Source organism: Pseudomonas kilonensis (assembly GCF_001269885.1).
GTDB lineage: Bacteria > Pseudomonadota > Gammaproteobacteria > Pseudomonadales > Pseudomonadaceae > Aquipseudomonas > Aquipseudomonas kilonensis.
Window position 1 is genome coordinate 116,094 of record NZ_LHVH01000020.1, and the last position, 21,791, is coordinate 137,884.

18 protein-coding genes are annotated in these 21,791 nt (G+C 61.6%); 6 read left to right on the forward strand and 12 right to left on the reverse strand.

From position 1 onward, the window contains the following. Positions 1–93: 93 nt before the first annotated feature. From hpaE to AD662_RS14195, 3 genes are read right to left on the reverse strand one after another with little or no spacing between them, the layout of a single operon-like run. The gene (hpaE, locus tag AD662_RS14185; RefSeq protein WP_014338032.1) at positions 94–1,554 is read right to left on the reverse strand and encodes a 5-carboxymethyl-2-hydroxymuconate semialdehyde dehydrogenase; all 1,461 of its coding nucleotides are present in this window, start codon (positions 1,552–1,554) and stop codon (positions 94–96) included. Between the two features lie 5 nt (positions 1,555–1,559). After that, a complete protein-coding gene (locus AD662_RS14190) occupies positions 1,560–2,330 on the reverse strand; it encodes a fumarylacetoacetate hydrolase family protein (protein ID WP_053188136.1) in 771 nt (256 codons plus the stop codon). After that, positions 2,327–3,004, reverse strand: a complete 678-nt coding sequence (locus AD662_RS14195; protein WP_053179581.1) for a fumarylacetoacetate hydrolase family protein — start codon at positions 3,002–3,004, stop codon at positions 2,327–2,329. Before AD662_RS14195 ends, AD662_RS14190 begins: the two co-directional genes overlap by 4 nt. A 187-nt stretch (positions 3,005–3,191) precedes the next feature. Here AD662_RS14195 and hpaA point away from each other — a divergent pair, with 187 nt between their 5' ends. Both hpaA and hpaR read left to right on the forward strand, forming a co-directional pair. Next, positions 3,192–4,097: a 4-hydroxyphenylacetate catabolism regulatory protein HpaA gene (gene hpaA, locus AD662_RS14200; RefSeq protein WP_018613304.1), complete on the forward strand. Its 906-nt coding sequence runs from the start codon at positions 3,192–3,194 to the stop codon at positions 4,095–4,097. 62 nt (positions 4,098–4,159) lie between these two features. Continuing rightward, complete coding sequence (gene hpaR, locus AD662_RS14205; protein ID WP_003201625.1) at positions 4,160–4,582, forward strand: homoprotocatechuate degradation operon regulator HpaR; 423 nt, start codon at positions 4,160–4,162, stop codon at positions 4,580–4,582. Positions 4,583–4,753: 171 nt separating this feature from the next. Here the strand turns inward: hpaR and AD662_RS14210 are convergent, their stop codons facing one another. The 6 genes from AD662_RS14210 to wecB all read right to left on the reverse strand — a co-directional run bounded on the left by AD662_RS14210 (position 4,754) and on the right by wecB (position 13,857). Beyond that, positions 4,754–5,089 (reverse strand): hypothetical protein, encoded by a 336-nt coding sequence (locus AD662_RS14210; protein ID WP_053188138.1) that lies wholly within the window; start codon positions 5,087–5,089, stop codon positions 4,754–4,756. A 199-nt stretch (positions 5,090–5,288) separates the two neighbouring features. Then, complete coding sequence (locus AD662_RS14215) at positions 5,289–6,068, reverse strand: alpha-amylase family protein (RefSeq protein WP_077506954.1); 780 nt, start codon at positions 6,066–6,068, stop codon at positions 5,289–5,291. Positions 6,069–6,248: 180 nt separating this feature from the next. Then, positions 6,249–8,252: an NfrA family protein gene (locus AD662_RS14220; RefSeq protein ID WP_053188140.1), complete on the reverse strand. Its 2,004-nt coding sequence runs from the start codon at positions 8,250–8,252 to the stop codon at positions 6,249–6,251. Beyond that, on the reverse strand, positions 8,249–10,363 hold the full coding sequence (locus AD662_RS14225; RefSeq protein WP_053188141.1) for a glycosyl transferase family protein: 2,115 nt from the start codon (positions 10,361–10,363) through the stop codon (positions 8,249–8,251). Before AD662_RS14225 ends, AD662_RS14220 begins: the two co-directional genes overlap by 4 nt. A gap of 12 nt (positions 10,364–10,375) precedes the next feature. After that, positions 10,376–12,589, reverse strand: a complete 2,214-nt coding sequence (locus tag AD662_RS14230) for a hypothetical protein (protein WP_053188145.1) — start codon at positions 12,587–12,589, stop codon at positions 10,376–10,378. A 38-nt stretch (positions 12,590–12,627) separates the two neighbouring features. Continuing rightward, positions 12,628–13,857, reverse strand: a complete 1,230-nt coding sequence (gene wecB / locus AD662_RS14235; RefSeq protein ID WP_018613291.1) for a non-hydrolyzing UDP-N-acetylglucosamine 2-epimerase — start codon at positions 13,855–13,857, stop codon at positions 12,628–12,630. Positions 13,858–14,796: 939 nt separating this feature from the next. Here wecB and AD662_RS14240 point away from each other — a divergent pair. From AD662_RS14240 to AD662_RS14250, 3 genes are read left to right on the forward strand one after another with little or no spacing between them, the layout of a single operon-like run. After that, positions 14,797–15,357, forward strand: a complete 561-nt coding sequence (locus AD662_RS14240) for a TRAP transporter small permease (protein WP_018613289.1) — start codon at positions 14,797–14,799, stop codon at positions 15,355–15,357. Continuing rightward, a complete protein-coding gene (locus AD662_RS14245; protein WP_018613287.1) occupies positions 15,354–16,634 on the forward strand; it encodes a TRAP transporter large permease subunit in 1,281 nt (426 codons plus the stop codon). Before AD662_RS14240 ends, AD662_RS14245 begins: the two co-directional genes overlap by 4 nt. 50 nt (positions 16,635–16,684) lie before the next feature. Further along, positions 16,685–17,704 carry a TRAP transporter substrate-binding protein gene (locus tag AD662_RS14250; protein WP_053188148.1) on the forward strand — a complete coding sequence of 340 codons (1,020 nt, stop codon included), beginning with the start codon at positions 16,685–16,687 and terminating at the stop codon, positions 17,702–17,704. Positions 17,705–17,856: 152 nt separating this feature from the next. Here AD662_RS14250 and AD662_RS14255 read toward each other — a convergent pair whose 3' ends face one another. The 3 genes from AD662_RS14255 to AD662_RS14265 are packed head-to-tail and all read right to left on the reverse strand — an operon-like array spanning position 17,857 to position 20,729. Next, positions 17,857–18,648 (reverse strand): transporter substrate-binding domain-containing protein, encoded by a 792-nt coding sequence (locus tag AD662_RS14255; protein ID WP_033062917.1) that lies wholly within the window; start codon positions 18,646–18,648, stop codon positions 17,857–17,859. Between the two features lie 55 nt (positions 18,649–18,703). After that, positions 18,704–19,336: a response regulator gene (locus AD662_RS14260; protein ID WP_053188150.1), complete on the reverse strand. Its 633-nt coding sequence runs from the start codon at positions 19,334–19,336 to the stop codon at positions 18,704–18,706. A 31-nt stretch (positions 19,337–19,367) separates the two neighbouring features. Continuing rightward, positions 19,368–20,729, reverse strand: coding sequence for a cache domain-containing protein (locus tag AD662_RS14265; RefSeq protein WP_053188153.1), 1,362 nt, complete (start codon positions 20,727–20,729; stop codon positions 19,368–19,370). Positions 20,730–21,044: 315 nt separating this feature from the next. On the opposite strand from AD662_RS14265, the gene AD662_RS14270 reads away from it, so the two are divergent. Further along, positions 21,045–21,791: carbon starvation CstA family protein (locus AD662_RS14270; protein WP_282955933.1), on the forward strand; the 747-nt coding region annotated here is incomplete at its 3' end.

Here is a 21,791-nt window from a genome sequence, read left to right on the forward strand (position 1 = left end):
TGAAAGACCGCAGTGCCTTCATCGCGGGCAAGCCTTGCTCCCACAGGTACAGGGATAAATCCCCTCGCCACAGGGCTCATCACTTACCTTGGGTCATACACCCCACCGGGGTATGTGATGACTGCCCATGGAGATGCAAACGTTCTTGATCTCGGCAAACACTTCAAAGCTGTACTGTCCGCCTTCGCGGCCGGTTCCGGAACCCTTTACGCCGCCGAAAGGCTGGCGCAGGTCGCGCACGTTCTGGCTGTTGATGAACACCATGCCGGCCTCGATGCCATGGGCCAGGCGATGGGCCTTGCCGATGTCCTGGGTCCAGATGTACGAGGCCAGGCCGTATTCGGTGTCGTTGGCCAGTTGCAAGGCTTGGGCCTCGTCCTTGAACGGGATCAGGCACACCACCGGGCCGAAGATTTCTTCCTGGGCGATGCGCATGTTGTTGTTCACGTCGGCGAACACCGTTGGCTGGATGAACTGGCCGCGGCTCAAGTGCGCCGGCAAATTGGCCGGACGCTCCAGGCCGCCGGCCAGGAGGGTGGCGCCTTCTTCGAGGCCGATCTTGATGTAGCCGGTGACCTTGTCGTAGTGGGCCTGGGTGATCATCGAGCCGACCTGGGTTTTCGGGTCCTGCGGATCACCGACGATCAGGCGCTTGGCGCGGGCGGCGAACTCGGCCACGAACTGCGGGTAGACGCTTTCCTGGATGAAGATCCGGCTGCCGGCGGTGCAGCGTTCGCCATTGAGGGAAAAAATCGTGAACAGCGCGGCGTCGAGGGCGCGTTCGAGGTCGGCGTCTTCGAAAATCAGCACCGGCGACTTGCCGCCGAGTTCCATCGAATACTTCTTCAACCCGGCGGTCTGCATGATTTTCTTGCCGGTGGCGGTGCCGCCGGTGAAAGAGATCGCCCGCACATCCGGGTGGCGCACCAACGCATCGCCGGCGGTTGCGCCGTAACCCTGGATCACGTTCAACACGCCATTGGGCAGGCCAGCCTCGACCGCCAGGCGCCCCAGCTCGTTGGCGGTCAGCGGCGACAGCTCGGACATCTTCAGCACGGCCGTGTTGCCCAGCGCCAGGCACGGCGCGGTCTTCCAGGTCGCGGTCATGAACGGTACGTTCCAGGGCGATACCAGCGCGCAGACACCCACCGGTTGGTACAGGGTGTAGTTGAGCATCTGGTCGTCGACCGGATAGGTGTGACCGTCCATCCGCGTGCAGACTTCGGCAAAGAAATCGAAGTTGTGGGAGGCACGCGGGATCAGCACGTTCTTGGTCTGGTGGATCGGCAAGCCCGTGTCGAGGGTTTCCAGTTCGGCCAGTTTCGGCACGTTCTGCTCGATCAGTTCACCGAGCTTGCGCATCAATCGGGCGCGTTCCTTGGCGGGCGTATTGGCCCACTTTGGAAAGGCCTCCTTGGCCGCAGCCACGGCTTGGGCGACTTCCTCGGCACCGCCGCTGGCGACTTCGCCGATGGCCTCGCCGGTGGCCGGGTTGTAGTTGACGAAGACGTCTTTGCTTTCGACCTCACGGCCGTTGATCCAGTGTTTGATCATGCTGCTCAAGCCTCTTTACGGGATGCGAAGAACTCGGCTTCGCTGACAATTCGATTGACCAGGCGACCGACGCCTTCCACTTCCACCACCACTTCATCGCCGGGCACCACGTCCGCCAGGCCTTCCGGCGTGCCGGTGGCGATCATGTCGCCGGGCTGCAAGGTCATGAAGCTGGACAGGTATTCGATCAGGTACGGGATATCGAAAATCATGTCCCTGGTGCTGCCTTCCTGGCGCAGTTCGCCATTGATCCAGGTGCGCAGCGTCAGGTTGCTCGGGTCCGGCACATCGGCCACATCGACAATCCATGGGCCGACGGGGGTGGTGGCATCACGGTTTTTCACCCGCAGGTTGGGGCGGTAGTAGTTTTCCAGGAAGTCGCGGATCGCGTAGTCGTTGCACACGGTGTAGCCGGCCAGGTATTCCAACGCATCCTCGCGCTTGACGTTGCGCGCCGCTTTGCCGATGACCGCCACCAGCTCGCACTCGTAGTGCATGTAGGCGACGTTGTCGGGACGCCAGGTCGCCTGGTTGTGGCCGGTGTAGGTGCCGCGGGACTTGATGAATGCCAGGGGCTCGGTCGGCGGCTTGAACGCCAGTTCGGCGGCGTGATCGGCATAGTTCAGGCCCAGGGCGAACATGCTGCCGGTGGCCGGTGGCAGCCACTGGACCTGGTCCTCGGCCAGCACGCGACCGTCGGCCAGGCGTACAGCGTTGTGAGCTTCAACGGTGACGGCTTGATCCTGGCCTTCAAAACGAATGCGCGCGTGTTTCATGAACCTGCTCCTGTTTCCTCGGCCACGATGGTATTGACCAGACGGCCCAGGCCACTGATGTCCACTTCGACACGGTCACCGGGCAGTACGTCGACCCGGCCCTCAGGCGTGCCGGTGATCAGCACGTCGCCGGCATGCAGGGTCATGAACTCGCTGATCTCGGCAATCAGTTGGGGAATGTTGCGAACGAAGTGGGCCGTGCTGTTCTGCTGGCGAACCTCGCCGTTGACGTACAGCGTGATCGCCAGGCTGTGCGGGTCGGCCACCTGGGCGGTGGGCACCAGTTCCGGGCCGATGGCGCAGAAGCCGTCCCGGCACTTGGCCTTGACGGCGGGGCGGTAATAGCTGTCTTCCGGGAGGCTGAATTCATTGACGATGGTGTAGCCGGCCACGTAGTCCAGGGCTTCGGCGGCGCTGACGCGACTGGCTGACTTGCCCATGACCACGCCAAGCGCCGGCCCTGGTTGCAGTGTTTCGCCGCGACCGGGGTGAACCACCTCGGCACCGTGCCAGTTGCGGGTGTTGGGGGTCTTGATGAACAGCACGGGCTTGAGCGGCGGCTTCTGGTAGGGCGGTTGCTCGAACTCGGCGAGGCGCTGTTTCAGCAGCCCCTGGTAGTTCAGCGCGACCCCGAACAGGGTGCCGGTCGCGACGTCATGCAGGGCACGGCTCATGCTTGTCTCCTGGCGATGCAGAGGGGTGAGGGCTCTGCGGTTATTGTTAATGTGTTAACAGTTATAATTAAGATGTTAACTATCGTCAAGCGTGACAGAATGAGCGGGCACTGGTTGCCTTGCCGGATTCGGTGCAGGATGGGTGCGGCAGGTGCCTGGACCAGAATAAGAAAACGAGTACTGCGTGATGACTGACCGTCAGCCGATCCCCAACATCAACATTGGTCAGGTGTACGACCAGCGCTACAGCGACGCCGAAGTGCATTACGACCGACTCGCCAACCTGGCGGATTTTTTCGGCCGCAACATGCCGGTTCATCGCCACGACCGGTTCTTCCAGGTGCACTACGTCAAGAGCGGCACCGTGCGGGTGTATCTCGATGATCAGCAGTACGTCGAATCCGGCCCGATGTTCTTCCTCACGCCACCGACCATTCCCCATTCCTTCGTGACCGAGGCCGACAGTGACGGACATGTGCTGACGGTGCGCCAGCAATTGGTGTGGCAGTTGATCGACGCCGACCCGAGCCTGGCGCCGGCGGGCGTGCAAATGCCGGCGGCCTGCGTAGCGCTGGCGCAACTGGGGCCTGGGCAGGCGGGGGAGGTGCGGCGGTTGGAATACCTGTTCGAGGAATTGAGCGAGGAGGTGACGGCCGGGCGCCCGGGGCGTAGCGCAACACTGGACGCTTTGACGCGGCTGATCATGATCAGTCTGCTACGGTTGTGTTCCAACTCCCTGGAGGCCAGGCCGGCCCGGCATGAAGACCTGAAGATCTTTCACCGCTTCAACGAGTTGATCGAGGCCCACTACCTGCAGCATTGGCCGTTGTCGCGCTACGCCGAAGGCATAGGCGTGACCGAGGCGCGCCTCAATGACGTGTGCCGACGCATCGCCGACCTGCCTTCCAAGCGCCTGATCATGGAGCGGCTGATGCAGGAGGCCAAGCGCCTGTTGTTGTTCACCGGCAGCTCGGCCAATGAAATCTGCTACCAGCTCGGGTTCAAGGACCCGGCCTATTTCAGCCGTTTTTTCCAGCGCTACGCACAGCTCACGCCGGGGGAGTATCGCCAGCGGCAATCGGGGTTGCGCTGAGCGCTTGCAGCGCTGTGATAGCGACACTAAGCTGCCGACTCGCCCATCCACACAGTTCGAACATGGCCAACCCCAGACCCTCATTGACCCTGACGCTGTTGCAAGCCCGCGAAGCGGCGATGGCTTTTTTTCGCCCGGCGCTGAACCAGCATGACCTCACGGAACAGCAATGGCGGGTGATCCGCATCCTCCATCAGCAAGGGGAGCTGGAAAGCCATCAGCTCGCTCACCAGGCGTGCATCCTCAAGCCGAGCATGACCGGTGTGCTCAGTCGACTGGAGCGTGATGGGCTGGTGCGGCGGCAGAAGTCCAGTCAGGATCAGCGGCGGGTTTTTGTCGGGCTGACCGAGCGCGGCCAGCAGTGCTTCGTGTCCATGAGCGAGGGCATGGAAAGCAACTATCGACGGATCGAAGAGCAGTTTGGCGAGGAAAAGATGCAGCAACTGCTCGCGCTGCTCAATGAACTGAAGAACATCAAGCCCTGAGCCGACCTGTCAGGCACTCACAGCGAGGATGCGCTGTAGGAGCTGACGAGCGAAGCGAGGCTGCGATCTTTCCACTGCTCATCGAGTCGAAAGCTCAAGATCAAAAGATCGCAGGCTTCGCCAGCTCCTACAGAGCCCAGCGGGAGCAAGCGCCCTCGCCACAAAATCACTTCACACCGCGCTGCGTTCACGCAACTCCTGCAAGCGATCTGAGCCACCTTCGGCCACACGATTCTCGCGCAAGCGATCGGAGCCACCTTCGGCCACACGATTCTCGAGCAAGCGATCTGAGCCACCTTCGGCCACACGGTTCTCGCGCAAGCGATCGGAGCCGCCTTCAGCCACGCGATTCTCGAGCAAACGATCAGCCCCGCCTTCAGCCAGTTGCTGCACCTGGTTGTGAATCGATGCACTGGCTGCGGTGGCCGAGGCGACATTGGCCAGGCCGACACCGCCAACCAGTGTCAGGGCGATAGCCAGGGACGATACTTTCGAGAAATTGAACATGGTGATTCTCCTTGCGCTTGATTGAGTGGGTCCGTGGCAGCGAATGTGTTGCTGTCCGGTGATCACAGTTAAACGCGCGGATGTATCGACGATGTGTGCCAGGAGGGGCGAAATTCAATGTTTCGTATCAGCCCGCATTTCAGATACAGACCGATACAAACTCAGTAAGCGAGGGCAAGCGGATGGCTTTAAGGCCCGGTCAAGGCTGGGCCAGGGCTTGTTTCAACTGGTCCACCAAGGTTGGCGGCATGTAGTGCGGGCCGTCGAACAGGTAGAGCGGATAGCCTGCATAGGCCGCCAGTTGTGGCTTGAGCTCATCGACCGTGGCGGAGCGGAAGCCACCGCCGTATTTGGGGCGAAAGGCTTCGACGATGATCCGCACGCGATCCTGGCCAAGCCGATCACGCAGGGCGTCGGCGTAGTTGCGGGCAACCGGGGCGGTGCGGGCATAGACGCCAACGCCGTCCTGGAAAAACACGCCGATGTCGTTCGGCAACCATTGCTTGAGCCAGTCTGCGGTAGCGGCGGGGCCGATGTTGGCGCCGTCGTAGACGCTGATCCACAGCGGGCGTGGCAGCTTGGCCAGCAAGGCCGGCAGTTCCGTGGCGCCCGACCAGCTGGGGTCGACCTCAGCCGGAAAATACCAACCGGTGACATGCAAGGGCGTCGGCAACCCGGCAATGCGCTCTGACAGCGCCGCCAGTTGCTCGATATTTTCCCGTGAGCGGTTCTCGCTGAAATAACCGGCCAGCCCGAGGATGACATCTTGGGCCCAGGGCGCCTGGGCGATGCGCGCCCAGTCCGGCAGCACGGGGACGCTGGGCAGGCCGGTGCCGGGCACGAAGGCCTGGTCGTCCACCACTGTCCATTGCACGAGCAGCTCGTGCACCCCCAGTTGTTCCCAATTGCCGCTGATGCCGACGGTCTGGTTGTCCGGCTGCCAGGCGATGCCGACGATGTTTGGTGTCGTGGTGGTCATTATGTAGTACGTCCCTGTACCTGCGCTGAGGAGCGCGGCCACAAACAGCGCCGCGATGGTCTTGCGATTGATGAACTTTGCGAAGCTATTCAAACAAGTCCCTTCTGGATGCAGTGTAGTCGCGGCTCGGCAAGGCGAGCCGTTTTTCGTACCGACGAACCGAATGTCCCACCAACGTCCTCAGTAGGAGTAGGTCAGGCGCGCGAACGCGCCTTTGGCGCGATCCTCGCCAAACACCCTGGCCCGGTATTGCAGGGACAGGTCCACATAGGAGCGTGGCGCGTTGTAGGCGTCTTCCCGGAACCAATAGCGTACGTTGTTTCCTATCCCGATCCCCCCGGCGTCGCCGGAAGAAAAGTCATTGCCGCCTTCGCTCTTCATCTTGGAATCGTAGTCGATCGCCGCGACGACATGGGGGAAGGCCACCCAGCGCGAGCCGGTCCCGCCGATGGCATAGCTGCGGCCCACTTGCCATTCGCTGTTGAAGTAGTCTCGCGAGTCGTTGATGTAGTGGCCGACCTCGGCGTACAGCTGCGAAGTCCACCAGCTCGGCACATCGACCCGCAGATCGGTGCCGATGCTCGAACCGTAGCCCAGTCGCACCAGCCAGTCGCCGTCGACATTGGAAGAACCCAGCGGGAAGGTCCGTTCAAGGGCGGCCATGATGTTGACCGAACTGAAGGGCTTGACCCGCACGCCGAGGGCGCCTTGCAAGGCATCCGCGCCAGTGTCCGAATCGCTGTTCTTGCTCCACAGGGTGTCGGTGATGCGTCCGTAGAGTTCGACAAAGCGACCATTGCGATAGCCCAGCGGACGCCACGACAGTTCGGTGCTGTTTTGCAGCAGGTCATTGCTTTCGCTGCCGCTGCTGCTGGTGCCCGGGGCGGCGCTCAGGCCACTGGAACTGTTGCCGCGATAGCTGGTGGTGCTGGTCAGGCCGATAGTGCGCGAAACATCGCCCACGGTACGACGGGTATCGAACAGCTGTTGTGCAGACAGCGGAGTCTCAGCGGTTTCTTGCCCATCGATGACACGCTTGAAGTAGGCCACGGCTTCGTCGTCTTCATGGACTCGCATGGCGTTGTAGGCAGCGTCCTGGGCGGGTGCCGGTGCCAGTCGCGCGGTGGCGTCCGCCTTGCGGAACGCGGTATGGGCTGCTTCGTCGTCGCCGGCCCGAACCCAATCATAAGCTAACTGCAGATCACTCACCGGAGCCTGCTCGCCGCTGTTAGCCGGCGAGATGGAGCAGGTCAGACCGTAGGTGCTTTCCTGGCACAGCAGCACGGGTGGCGAGGACTGGGCCTGGGCGGAGCGGATGTCACGGGCTTCCCCTGCCGACAGGCCCGCAAGGCTCTGGGCGTAGTGAAGATCGTCCTGGGCCGCCTGCGTCTTGCCCTGGCGGTTACGGGCATAGCTGCGCAGGATCCACGGCGCGGCTTGGCGATCGTCCAGTGTCAGCGCGGCAGAAGCGGCCTGTTCGGCACCCACGTCAGCCTTCGCCGCCAGCAGGGCACTGATGAGCAACTGCTGGTTGGCGGTGATTTCCGGGGCCCAGGCCACGGCTTTGCGCGCCTGATCCACGGCCAGGGCTACGTTGCCTTGCTCCAGCGCGCGATAGCCCTGGATTGCCAGCGGTACGGCGAGTTGACGGCGAATGGCTGTGCGGCGCATCAGCAACGTGTTGTCGTTGGCAAAGACGCGAAGGGCATCGGTGGTGGCCTGGTCGGCTTCTTCCAAGTGTTGCTGGCGCTGCAAGGAATCGATCAGCAACAGGCGATATTCACGGCGTCGGGGTGCCTGGGTCACGGCCTTGCGGGCCGATTGCGCAGCCAGGCCGAATTGTTCGCGGCCATAGGCCTTGAACCCTTGGGACGCGGCGACGAAACCCGGTGCTGCGCCAGCGGGACGAGACGCGGCCAGGGACCGGGGGTGGTCGCGCAGTTTCTTGTCCCGTTCGGCCAATTCAATCAAGGTGTTCAGGCGTGTCACATCGGCTCGCAGGCGCAGGGCTTCGCGCGCCTTGGCGATGGCCTGGTCGTAATCCTTGCGTTCGTAGGCGCTGTAGGCCTCGTTGGCAGCGGTATAGGCCGGACCGGACAGTGGCAGCGGCAACGCTTCGGCAAGTGCAAACGCGGGTATCAGGCTCAGCCCCGTGGCCAAAAGGGTCAGGAAGCGGCGGTTCATGCCGGGAGCTCCGTTGGGTAGAGATTGTGCTGACGGGCCACGGCCTGTTCGATCGTCGCGCGTGGCAGCACACCGCTGTCGACCAGGTAATCGCCGATACGGCCGTGGTGTTGCGGCCGGTACTGGAGCATGACGCGACTGAACTCGTCGCGATCGAGCTGGCCCATTTCGATCAGCAGGTCGCCCAGCAGCGGCGCCCGGGCATTGGGCACGGCATGACCATTGCGCGCAGGCAGCTTGCGCAACAGCGCGAGAATTTCGCTTTCCCGGGCGATCAATTGCACCGGCTCGCTGCCCAGCTCGGCGCTGACCTGTCGCAGGCCTTCGTCGGGCAAGGGGTTGGCGACGGCGATCTGTTCGCAGCCTTCGCTATTGCGTCCCAGGGGCACGACCCGCCAGCGCAAGGCAAATTCGGGGCTCAACGAGGACGTCGAGGCAGCGGCTTTCTCGGCGACATCAAAGACCCGGGGCAGGTCATTCTGGAACGCGATGGCTTCGGCCAGGGTTTCATCGTCCAGCCAGCCGTTATTGAGCAGAATTCGCCCCAAAGGCACGTTGCGCGACTTTTGTTCGTCGAGCGCGCTTTGCAGGGCCGTGTCGGTGATGGCCTGCCAGGACAGCAACACGCTGCCCAGGCGGCGTGGCGCGATGGCGACCAGGTCGGTGGAAGGGAAATCGTGCATGGTCTTGTCCCAGACCAGCTTGCGATTCATGACCTTGCCCACCAGGAACATGCGCCAGGCCCGGGAGGCGGCCATGAAGTTGACGAAGTTGCCCACCAGCATGCGGGGCATGGACAGCAAGCCATGCTGCCAACCGTACAGCACTGCGGTGAAGTAATAGCGGTGCAGGATGCGCCAGACCAAGGCGACGCCGTTGGCCAACAGCAGGTATTTGACCAGGCCATTGGTTTCAAACGGCGTGGGGAAGGTGACATCCCACAAGCCGCTGTGGCGCAGAATGATCAAGCCCAGCAGTTGCACCAGAATGACGTAGGCGATGATGCTCACGAATGCCGTCACCACGCCCTTGCGGTCGCGAAACAGCAAGTATCGGTTGGCCAGCGAGCCGTTCCAGCCCATCTGCTCCCAGCCTTGCAAACCGATGCCCAGGGTCCAGCGGGCCTTCTGCCGGAAGGCGGTGCGGAACGTGTCCGGGAAAAACTCGCGCACGCACAGTGGCATCGTCAGGGTCGATTCGTAAGGTTTGCGGAACCAGGATTTGCGCAGCACCCGGAACTGCACCGGAAAACGTACGAAGATCGCATTCATGCCAACCTTGGCCAATCGCGCGCCAACGTCGTAGTCCTCGGTGAGGCTGTCGGTGTTGAACGGCTGGTTTTCGGTTTCACCGGCCAGCACCCGCAGGGCGCGATGGGAAAAGCAGGTGCCGACGCCGGCCGAGGGCACGGTGTCGGTCATGCTTTCACGCACCACCAGGTCCTTGCCGTGCCATTCGGCGAACTCGTCCATGTAGACGCCTGCCACCCATTCGTACCAGTTGCGCTCCAGCGACACCACCGGCAATTGGATCATGTCCTTGCGCGGCAACAGGTAGTTGAACAGACGCAGTTCCAGCGGGTGCAGCACGTCCTCGCTGTCGTGCAGGACGACGCCAGCGAAGGTCATGCCATGGGTTTTTTCATGCAGGAAAATCGCCTGGATCACCCAGTTCAGGCAGTCGGCCTTGCAGGTCGGCCCGGCATGGGGCACTTCCACGCGGTGCAGTTGTTTGTAACGCCTGCGCATCCGTTCGACTTCGTCGATGGTGCGCTGGTCGTTGATGTATGTACCGACGAAGACCACGTAGTTCTGGTAGTCGAGTGTCGACACCATGTTCTCGATCATCGGTGCGATGACGTCGTATTCCAGCCAGGCCGGCACCATGATCGCCAGGGGCTGTTCGTCCCGGGCCAACAATTGCTCGACGGTCAGCGGCCGGTAGCGGCGGTCCACGGTGAACTTGCGGTACAGGCGACGAGACCAGTACCACAGGTCAATGATCAGATCGTCCAGGCTGGAGATCAGGATCAGCACCGCGACCACGATGGTCGCGATCTCCAGGTAGTTGTAGTAATGGGCCAGCCAATAGGGCCAATAAAGCGACGTCATCGAAGGGTACCGTTACTGGCGATTGCGGCGGGCGCTACGGCCTGCCAGCAACAAGAGGAGGAACAGGGCAATGGCGCCCGGAATCAGCCAGAGCAGCGAAGGTTTACGCCAGGCGTCCAGGCCCTTGGGTTCTTCGCGGTCGATCAGCAGGCTACCGCTTGGGTCTTGGGTATCGAAGATCGCCACGGCGCCGTTGTTGCCCAGAATCGCCACGTCGCCACGGGTCAGCACAATCGGCTTGGCCAGGCTTGGCGGCTGGTTGCCCAGGGCCCGGTAGACCAGGCCATGTTGGCCTGCGCTCTGCACCACTTGCAGCGAAGCCAATTGGTTGAGGGGCTGCACGTCCAGCAGCACCTGGTCCTTGTGGTTGATGCGCAGGCGACCTTGCTCATCGACCTGGACCGATTCCTGGCTGTCCTTGAGCGGCAACTCGAAGGCCAGGAAGGCTTTGTCCGGGCTGACGACGGCGTTCGCATCAGCGCTGACCTTGAGTTGCGCGCGCAGCGGCGATACACCGGCGGTGTCGGCCACCGAAATGACCCGCGCCAGGCTGCTGGCCGGTTGGTCGAGGTAGGCCTGGGGCACCAGGATCTGGGTGTCCGCGGCGAAGCGTGCGGCCATGCCGGAGAAGTCGTCGTCCAGCGAGGTTTTTTCCAGGACGATATGGCTGGTCGGCAGGACCGACACCGGGAAGGCTTGCGGCGTTTCCAGGCAGCGGTCGCTGACCGGCTGGCGCTGGAACGATACGCGCAAGGTGTTTTTCGAGCCCAGGGCGTAGCGCGGGATGTGGGCCTGGATGCGCTGCGGCTCACCGTTGGCGGTCAGTTGCTGCGCGCCGATCAGGAAATCATTGAAAAACAGCGAGGCCACCGGTGCTGTAGGGGAAGCCCCCGGGGCTGCGGAAACGTCGACCACGGCCATGACGGGCAGGCGACCGTCGTACGCCACGCTGCCCAGGGGGAACGAGGTGCTCCAGTCGAATCGCGAGGCCACGTCGAAGTTGCCGGGGGCGCCGCCCAGTCGCGACAGGGTCAAACGACCATCCTCGCTCAACGGGGTTTGCGCTTCGCTCACGGTCAATTGGCGACTTTTCGCCAGTTTGCTCCAGGCCGTACCGAGCAGTGACAAGGCTTTGCCGGTGGATTGTGGGGCGATCATCAGGACCGGGCGAGTGCCCAGCAGCGCCAGGCGTACGCTGTCGGTGTCGGCGCTCGCCAGTGCGGCGTTGATGTGCTGTTTGCGCCATAGGCTCAGTGCGCTGGCTGCTGTCGTGTCGAGGCCTTGGACCTGGCTTTGCAAGGCGTCCAGGGACTGGTTGATGGCCTTGAGCAGTTCCGGGTCGTTGATCGCCAGGTCAGCCTGTACGTTCGGGGTCTGGCCCAACACCAGCAGTGCGCCGATCTCGGCCGGGTTGGCCAAGGTGTGCGGGCCTTTGCCGTTGAGGCTGGCGAAGGCCGGAATGCTCAATAACTCGGCAGGGATGCGCAGGCCGCTCAAGTCCACGCTGTCCTGCACGACAGGGAAGGGCAGGATGCGGCTGTGTTTGCCGATGCGCTCCAGCGCCACGCCCAGGCGCCAGGCCGAATCGTAGCTGGCGGCGGACAACGAGCCGGGGGCGACGAGAATGCCCGGCTCGCCGGGCAGGGCCGCCCAGGCCGCACCGACGTCGCGCAACTGGCTGGCGTCGTAGCTGTAGCTCAGGCGCGTCTCGGGTTGGATGCGCAGCACATTGCCGATGACCCGATCGTCTTCACACAATGGCCGAGACACCACCGAGGACCAGGCGAGGCCCAGGCGTACCAGGCCGTTGTCACGCGCGGCCTTGTCGACGCCGAGTGTGGCGCTGGCATCGCCTTGTGCCTCGCTGAGCCCTTCGGCGCGCACCGGGTAGCCATCGAGGGACAGCAGCAGGGTGTTGCGACCGCCTTCGCCATTGAGGTAATTGGCGTCCAGTTGCAGCGTCGCGTTCTCGAGGGCAACGCCGGCGGGTACCGGCAAGTAGAGCTCGCGGCGGGCGTCGCTGGCGCTCAAGAGGATCGGCGCCGTGATGCCCAGGTCGCTCAAGCGCACCTCACGCGTCTGGCGGGTATCGGCGTTGAGTCGATGAATGGCCTGGGTCAGCGGGCTGTCCGCGGCCAGGGCAAAGGTCGGCATGAGCGCGAGCAGGCTCAAGCCGCAGGCAAGGGCGCTGAGCGCACCTGTAGGGAGGGCAACGGAAGGCTTCATTCAGGCAAGTCTCGATCTGATAAGGGGAATGACAGTGGTCAGTTGAAATCGGCGAGCAACTCGCGCGGCTCGGACAGGGACGGAGCGACCGGTTGCTGCCGTGCAGGCAGCGGGGCTACGACGAAGTCGTCGACGGGACGCCCCATCAGGGTATCGACGATGCGTTGGCTGGCCTTGCCGTCGCCATAGGGGTTGGCCGCCTGCGAGGCGCGGCGCCATAACGTGTCATCGTCGAACAGCGCATCCACGCCAGCGATGATCGATGCTGGCAAGGTGCCAACCAGGCGCACCGTGCCCGCCGCCACCGCTTCAGGGCGTTCAGTGACATCGCGCATCACCAGTACCGGTTTGCCCAGGGACGGCGCTTCTTCCTGCACACCACCGGAGTCGGTGAGGATGACATGGGCGTGTTGCATCAGGCGCACGAACGCCAGGTAGTCCAGCGGCTTGATCAAATGCACATTGAGCAACTCGCCCAATTGTTCGGTCACCGGGCCCAGGACGTTGGGATTGAGATGCACCGGGTAGACGATCTGGATATCCGGCCGCTGGGCCAGGTGACGCAAGGCCTTGCAGATGTCCAGGAAGCCTTCGCCGAAGTTCTCCCGGCGGTGGCCGGTCACCAGCAGCAGCTTGCGTCCGGTTTGCAGGAACGGGAACTGTTGGTCCAGTTCGCCACGCAACCGGGCATCGTCATTGATGCGCCGGGCCGTGAGTTGCAGTGCGTCGATCACGGTGTTGCCGGTCACCAGGCAACGGCCTTGCAAGCGTTCGCCCAGCAACTTGTCGCGCGATTGTCCGGTGGGGGCAAACAGCAGGTCGGCGCTGAGGTCGATGCACCGGCGGTTCATTTCTTCCGGCCAAGGGCTGTAGATGTCACCGGTGCGCAGGCCGGCTTCCACATGGCCGACGGGGATGCGTCGATGGAAGGCGGCCATCGACGCGACCATGGCCGAAGTGGTATCGCCATGGACCAGCACCCGATCCGGCCGGGTCTGTTCCAGCACCGGGTCGATGGCTGCGTACAACGCGGCAGTCAGGGAGTTGAGTGTCTGGTGCGGCGTCATCACGTCGAGGGTGAAATCGGCCTTGAGATCGAACAGATCCAGGACTTGCTTGAGCATGCTCTGATGCTGGCCGGTGACGCAGATCAGCGACTCAATGCCCGGTTCGGCGGCGAGGGCCTTGACCAGGGGCGCCATCTTGATGGCTTCCGGACGGGTACCGAAGATCGAGAGAATCTTGATTCGTGGATGGTTAGTTGCCATGACGCCCTTCCTTGCGCAGTGTGCTGCGCCGCACAACAGCCCACCCGGACGCGATGAGGCGTTCGAGTAAATAAGCAATTTAAGTTTTAAGTAGTAGCCCGTTGTCAGACAGCGGTTTGACGTACACAGGAAGTGACGCGGTAGCATCTTCAAAATCGGGGCGGCAGATTAATAGCATTAAAGATCATGAGTGCAAAGGTTTAATGTGCGAAGTTCCTTTAATAATTTTCTAGAGGAGTGTTTTGAAGTGGGGGTTGAGTGTTTTCTTGTTGTCGCTGTATGGAATATTACCTATTGATTTTAAAGGATTTTCTATGTTGTTAGATGGTGGATATATGCGCGCCAGGTGTTAGGGTGAGCGGCGCTGTGGTTTTTTTGGCGCCGAATACTTGCTTGCTGATCATGCGATGTGTCATCGAAATGGCGCCTGTAAATCGTCGGGAGGCTACTCGATTAGAGGGTTGGTTAGTTGTGTGCGAAGTTTGCGTTTTAATGAAAGTTCAATTTAATTCGAGTTTTTATATTAATAAATTGGAGGGATGTTTCTGTCGCCAGGGCCCACTCGGCAGAGTCGTTACTTATGAATAAGACAGGTTGCCTGGAGTCGCCCATTCGAATCCAAATGGCAGCAACTCGTTCGCCCGGTCCGACCGATAATCGCACGCTTTGTGTTGCACACCTGCCTGGCTTATTGACCAAACTAACCGGGTGGTACATTTTATCGGCAATCAGTCTTGTCCAACGTGACCAAGACCATAATAAAAATAGAGGAATACTCATGCCTTTGCGTTTGCGAGCACCCCATTTCCCCTTGATCCGTTGTTCCAGCCCTGGAGCATCTTCCAGCCTCTCAGGTTCGATTCGATAGCGGCTACGCTGTTTGCGGTCTTATCGCGCCAGCGGGATGTCGGCGCTCGACAAGCCTCGGAGTTCTTCAAAATGACAAAAGTCGTCGATCTGTATTTCAAGCTGCTCAAGCTGCTGATTGTGTTGTGCATGGTCGCGATGATCGTGCTGGTGTTCGGCAATGTGGTGCTGCGCTATGCCTTCAACTCTGGCATCAGTGTGTCGGAGGAGTTGTCGCGCTGGTTCTTCGTCTGGATGATTTTTCTCGGTGCCCTGGTGGCGCTCAAGGACCGTGCTCACCTGGGCATGGACAGCCTGGTCAAGCGCTTGCCGCCGGCCGGCAAGCGTATCTGCCTGGTCATCAGCCATCTGCTGATGCTGTACATCTGCTGGCTGATCTTCAGTGGCAGTTGGCAGCAGGCCGCGATCAACCTGAATGTCGTCGCCCCTGCCTCAGGATTGTCCATGGCGCTGTTCTATGGTGCTGGCCTGGTGTTTGGCGCCAGTGCCGCAGCGATCCTGTTCTACGAGCTCTACCTGGCGCTGTTTGGCAAGCTCGGGGATAACGAGCTGGTGATGGTCAAGGCCAACGACGCCGAGGTAATCACACATAACCCCGTCACCCCTGACCCCATCAAGAGTACCCGCCCATGACGCTGGTTATTTTCCTCGGTTCCCTGATGGGCAGCATGGCGCTGGGTATGCCCATCGCGTTTGCCTTGCTGGTGGTCAGCGTGGCGTTGATGTTCTACCTGGATCTGTTCGACGCGCAAATCATTGCCCAGAACCTGCTCAACGGCGCGGACAGCTTCCCACTGATGGCTGTGCCGTTCTTCATGCTGGCCGGCGAAATCATGAACGTCGGTGGCCTGTCCAAACGCATCGTCAACATCGCCATGGCGCTGGTGGGGCACAAGCGTGGTGGCCTCGGTTATGTGGCGATCATCGCGTCCTGCCTGCTGGCGTCGCTCTCCGGTTCGGCCGTGGCCGATGCGGCGGCACTGGCGGCGTTGCTGGTGCCGATGATGGTGCTGGCCGGGCACAACCGAGGGCGCTCGGCCGGTCTGATCGCCGCCGGTAGCATCATCGCACCGGTCATTCCGCCGAGCATTGGTTTCATCGTCTTTGGCGTGGCGTCCGGGGTGTCGATTTCCAAGCTGTTCCTGGCCGGTATCGTGCCGGGTCTGATGCTGGGGGCTTCGCTGGCCGTTGCCTGGTGGTACATCTCCCGCAGCGAGAACGTCGAGACGCCGCCCAAGCGTTCTCGTGCCGAAGTGCTGCGCACGTTGCTCGACGGTAGTTGGGCGATGGGCCTGCCCTTGATCATCATCCTGGGCCTCAAGTTCGGCATCTTCACCCCCACGGAAGCTGCCGTGGTCGCGGCGGTCTATTCGCTGTTCGTGTCCCTGGTGATCTACCGGGAAATGAAAGTCAGCCAGTTGTACGAAGTGATTCTGTCCTCGGCCAAGACCACCTCGGTGGTGATGCTGCTGGTGGCGGCGGCCATGGTTTCATCGTGGCTGGTGACCATCGCCGATCTGCCGGGCCAGTTGGCGGAACTGCTGGCGCCCTTCATGGACAACCAGACCCTTCTGCTGCTGGTGATGATGGTGCTGATCATCCTGGTGGGAACGGTGATGGACATGACCCCGACCATCCTCATCCTCACCCCGGTGCTGATGCCGGCCGTCATCCAGGCGGGGATCGACCCGGTGTACTTCGGCGTGCTGTTCCTGATCAACACGGCCATCGGCCTGATCACGCCTCCCGTGGGCACGGTGCTCAACGTGGTCTGCGGGGTGGCGAAGCTGGACTTCGAGGAAATCGTGCGCGGGGTGTGGCCGTTCATGTTTGCGCAGTTTGTGGTGCTGTTCTTGTTGGTCCTGTTTCCGCAATTGGTCCTGGGACCGTTGAAATTCTTCACCGGATAACACCGGTGCTGGCTAGCTCGACCTTAAAACAATAATGATCGGAGAGTGACATGGGACAACTGATGAAAACCCTGATGGCCGGGGCGTGCGCAACGGGACTGCTGCTGGGTAGCGTGGTCAGTCACGCCGATGAAATTCGCGAGCGCACCCTGCGATTCGCGTTCCAGAACGTCAAGGAGCATCCACAAGGGCAGGGCGCGCAGAAATTCGCCGACCTGCTCAGCGAAAAGAGCGGTGGCAAGATCAAGGTCCGCCTGTTCGCCGGCGGTACCCTAGGCGGCGACGTGCAAACGGTGTCGGCGTTGCAGGGTGGCACGCTGGACATCACCGTGCTCAACTCCGGCATCCTGGCCGCCCAGGCGCCGGATTATGCCATGCTCGATTTCCCGTTCCTGTTCAACAACGTCGAGGAAGCCCATGCAGTCATCGATGGGCCGGTCGGGCAGAAACTGGCGGCGCAATTGGACAGCAAGGGGCTGGTAGGGCTGGGTTATTGGGACCTGGGTTTCCGTAACCTGACCAACAGCAAGCACCCGGTGACCAAGCTTGAAGACATGCAGGGCTTGAAGATCCGCGTCATCCAGTCGCCGATCTACCTGGAAACCTTCTCCGCCCTGGGCGCCAACCCCGTGCCGATGTCGTTCCCCGAGGTCTACACCGGCCTTGAGCAGCACACCATCGACGGCCAGGAAAACCCCTTCACGGTGATCGAGGGCAACAAGTTCTACGAGGTGCAGAAGTATCTCTCCGTCACGGGCCATATCTTCAACCCGCAGTCGTTGATCATCAGCCAGAAAACCTGGAACCGCCTCAACGACGATGAAAAGGCAATGATTCGCGCGGCCGCGGCCGAGGCGCAAATATTCCAGCGCGAAGTCACGGCGGCGGGCATGGACAAGGCCAAGGCGACTTTGGCCGGTGCGATGACCGTGAATGAAATCACCCCAGAGGAGAAAGATCGCTTGCGCGAGCGTGTGAAGCCGGTGATCGACAAATTCGCCAAATCCCTGGACGGCGACCTGGTGAAGACGATGTACGAGGAGATCGCCAAGGTGCGGGCGGCGCAGTGAGATGAGTGGGCCTGACACCAACGTCAGGCCTGGGCAGATACAATCTTGTGGGAGCGGGCTTGCTCGCGAATGCGTAGGGACATCCAGCATCACTGTAAGCTGGCCCACCGCTTTCGCGAGCAAGCCCGCTCCCACAGGTTCTTGCCTCTCTGTTATTGAGCCGCTGGTACCGCCAACCATTGCCCAATCACTTTCTGGTAGCTGCCATTGGCCTTGCTCAGGTGCAGCCACTGATCGACGTACATCTTCCAGGTGGTGTCGTCCCGAGGCAGCAGGTAGGCCTTCTCGCCATATTGCAGGTAGCGGGTCGGGTTGACCGCGCACAGGCCAGGCTTGAGTTTTTGCTGGTAGAGCGCTTCCGACGCGTCGGTAATCATCACGTCGGCTTTCTTGTCCAGCAGTTGCTGGAAGATGGTCACGTTGTCGTGGAAGCTGAGTTGGCCGTTGGGCAGGAACGCCCGGACGAAAGCTTCGTTGGTGCCGCCGGCCGGCTCGACAAGACGCACCGAAGGCTGGTTCATCTGCTCGATGGTCTGGTAGCGCTCCTGGTCTTCGCAACGCACCAGCGGGATCTTGCCATCCACGTCCAGGGTGGTACTGAAATAGGCTTTCTTCTGGCGCTCCAGCGTCACCGAAATCCCCCCCATGCCGATGTCGCATTGACCGGCAACCATATCCGGCATCAGGGTTTTCCAGGTGGTCTGCACCCATTGCACCTTGACGCCCAGGCTGGCGGCCAGCGAGCGTGCCATGTCGATATCGATGCCTTCGTATTCGCCGGTTTGGGTTTTAAAGGTATAGGGCTTGTAGTCGCCGGTGGTGCACACCTTCAGTTCACCGCGTTGCAGGACCTGGTCCAGCAGCGAGGGGGCCGGCTCGGCCAGGGCGCTGCCGGAGAGCGCCAACAGGCCACAGAGCGTCATCGAGCTTGTTATGGTTTTCATAGTGATTGGACGTCTCGCAAGGGAAGGGGACAAGACCGGGGAGTGTAGCAAGGGCCTAGCGCGAAATGATCCCGTGGTCGATCGCGTATTTCACCAGGGCCGCGGGCTTGTCGATGTTCAGCTTGCGGCGGATGCTCAGGCGATGGGTTTCGACGGTGCGTACGCTGATGTCCAGTTCACGGGCCATTTCCTTGTTGTTCAGGCCCTGGACCATTTTCGCCAGCACCTGGCTCTCCCGTGGCGTCAGCTCGTTGTCGGTGTGCGGGGCGGTGGCGAGTCGCTGGGCGATCTCGGCACTGTAGAAGGTGCCGCCGCTGATGATGGCTTCGATGGCCGCGATGATTTCCCGCGACGGCGCGTTCTTGAGCACGTAGCCGCTGGCACCGGAACGCACCGATTCGTTCACGTACTCATAATTGTCGTACATGCTGAGGATGAGGATCTTGAGGTTGGGGTATTGCTTGCCCAGCAGCCGGGTCAGCTCGAGCCCGTTCTTGTCCTTGAGGCCGATGTCCATCAGCAGCAGGTCCGGTTGGCAGCGACCGACCATTTCGATCGCTTGCGCGCCGTTCTCGGCTTCGCCCACCACATCCAGTTGCGGCATCACCGACAGCAGGGCCCTGATGCCATCGCGGACCAGAGAGTGGTCATCGACCAGCGCGACGCGAATCACGGGAGGCAGGTTCATCGGCAAGTGCTCTTGTTGGAAGGGGCGTGCATCAGCTTTCCGTGACCGAGAGATTCATGGGCAGCAGGATGTCCAGTTCGCTGCGGCCCGGCACCGACGTCACTTCCAGGCGTCCGCCGAAATGCTCGACCCGCTCGCGGATGTTACGCAGGCCGATGCCGGCATGGCCGCGTTCCACTTGTGGGACGTTGAACCCCATCCCATCATCGACCACCGTCAGGCGCAAGGACTGGCTGGAGCCGAACAGGGTGATGCCGACGCTTTTGGCCCCGGCATGGCGCTCGATATTGGTCAGGGCTTCCTGGGCAATGCGGAACAGCGAGACAGGGGCACCATTTTCCAGGCGGCAATCGAATTCGTTGCTTCGATAGGAGACTTCCAGCCCGCTGCGCTGTTGGAATTCGCTGGCAAGCTGGCCGATGGCGGCGGGCAGGCCCAAGGTGTCGAGCAGGGACGAGCGCAAGTCGTGGGAGATGCTACGGATCTCGCCGATGGCTTCGCCCAGCCGGTCGGTCGCGTTTTTCAGGATGCCCAGGCCGTTTTCCTGGCCATTCTCCAACACATGGCTGGCCAGTTCGAACTGGAATTTTATCGACACCAGCAACTGGCTGATGCCGTCGTGCAGCTCGCGAGAGACCCGCGAGCGTTCTTCTTCCTGCAAACTGACGATGCGCTGGTTCAGGCGCTGCAGCTTTTTGTCGGCCAGGCGATGTTCGCTGACGTTGAGGGTCATGCCGCCAGCGAACACCAGCAGGACCGCCACCAACGCGATCGCGGCGATGGCTTGCATGGTGGTGTGGATGCCATGGGCGACTTCGTCACGGGCTTGCTGGGTGGCGCGCTCAACGTCCTCCAGGTAAATCCCGGTGCCGAGCATCCAGCCCCATTTGTCCAGCATCACGACATAGGCCAGCTTGTCGGTCACCTGGCCGGAGGAGGGCTTGTTCCAGGCGTAGCGCTGGAACCCTTCGCCTGATTCGGCGCTTTTGATCAGTGCCTGGATGACCGGTAGGCCGTGGGGGTCCTTCATGTCCCAGAGGTACTGCCCCACCAATTCCGACTGGCGGGCATGCATGAGGCTGCGGCCCTGGCGGTCGTACACGAAAAAGTAACCGTTGATGCCGAAGCTGAGCTTGCGCAGTTCTTCCAGGACCTGCTGTTGCGCGCGCTCGTCTCCCCGGCCGTTGTCATACAGCGGGGCGATCAGGCTCTGCGCCATCTCGACATAGTTCTTAAGCTCGGCGCGCTTGCTCGCCAGGATGCTGTCTTCGATCAGCTGCGCCTGTTGATCGCCCAACTGGCGATTGAGCGAGATCACCAGGGCACAGATGACCGCGATGGCCAGGACCAGCGGCAAAATCCCGAGGGCGACGATTTTGTGTTTGAGCAGCATCTGTACTCCTGTCCGGACTCGGCGGGGAGGCGAATGGCGGCATCATATGCCAAACCCATGGATGAGGCATAAAACCTGTGGCGCAAGACCTGTGGGAGCAAAGCTTGCTCGCGATGCAGGCGCCGCGGTGTATGAAAGACTGTATTGACTCTGATCGCGGGCAAGCCTTGCTCCCACAGGGGGAATTGGGGTTCTACGTAGTACTACGGATTTATTTATTGACCCATTGCAGGGATATTGGGTTGGCTCCGAATAGCCGGGGCACACTATAAAAACAATCGCCGCAATCCACTGGATATCGGCAGGAGACACGCAATGACAACCCGTCTGGTTAAACACCTCGCCTGGTTTGCCGTCGCCGTTCTGGGGGCCTGTGCGTTGAGTGTCGTGGCCTTGCGCCGCGGCGAACCCATCAATGCCCTCTGGATCGTCGTCGCAGCCGTGGCCATCTACCTGGTCGCCTACCGCTACTACAGCCTCTTCATCGCCAACAACGTGATGCAACTCGATGCGCGCCGGGCCACCCCCGCTGTGCTCAACAACGATGGCCTGGACTATGTCCCGACCAACAAACACATTCTGTTCGGCCACCACTTCGCGGCCATTGCCGGCGCGGGGCCGCTGGTCGGGCCGGTGCTGGCGGCGCAGATGGGCTATTTGCCCGGCACGCTCTGGCTGATCGCCGGCGTGGTGCTGGCCGGTGCGGTGCAGGACTTCATGGTCCTGTTCCTGTCCACCCGCCGCAACGGGCGTTCCCTGGGTGACATGGTCCGTGAGGAAATGGGTCGCATCCCTGGCACCATCGCGCTGTTCGGCTGCTTCCTGATCATGATCATCATCCTCGCGGTGCTGGCGCTGATCGTGGTCAAGGCCCTGGCCGAGAGCCCGTGGGGGATCTTCACGGTGATGGCGACCATCCCGATCGCGATGTTCATGGGCATCTACATGCGCTACATCCGCCCGGGCCGCATCGGTGAAATCTCGATCATCGGCGTGCTGTTGCTGCTGGGCTCGATCTGGCTGGGCGGGCAAATTGCTGCCGACCCGGTCTGGGCCAAGGCC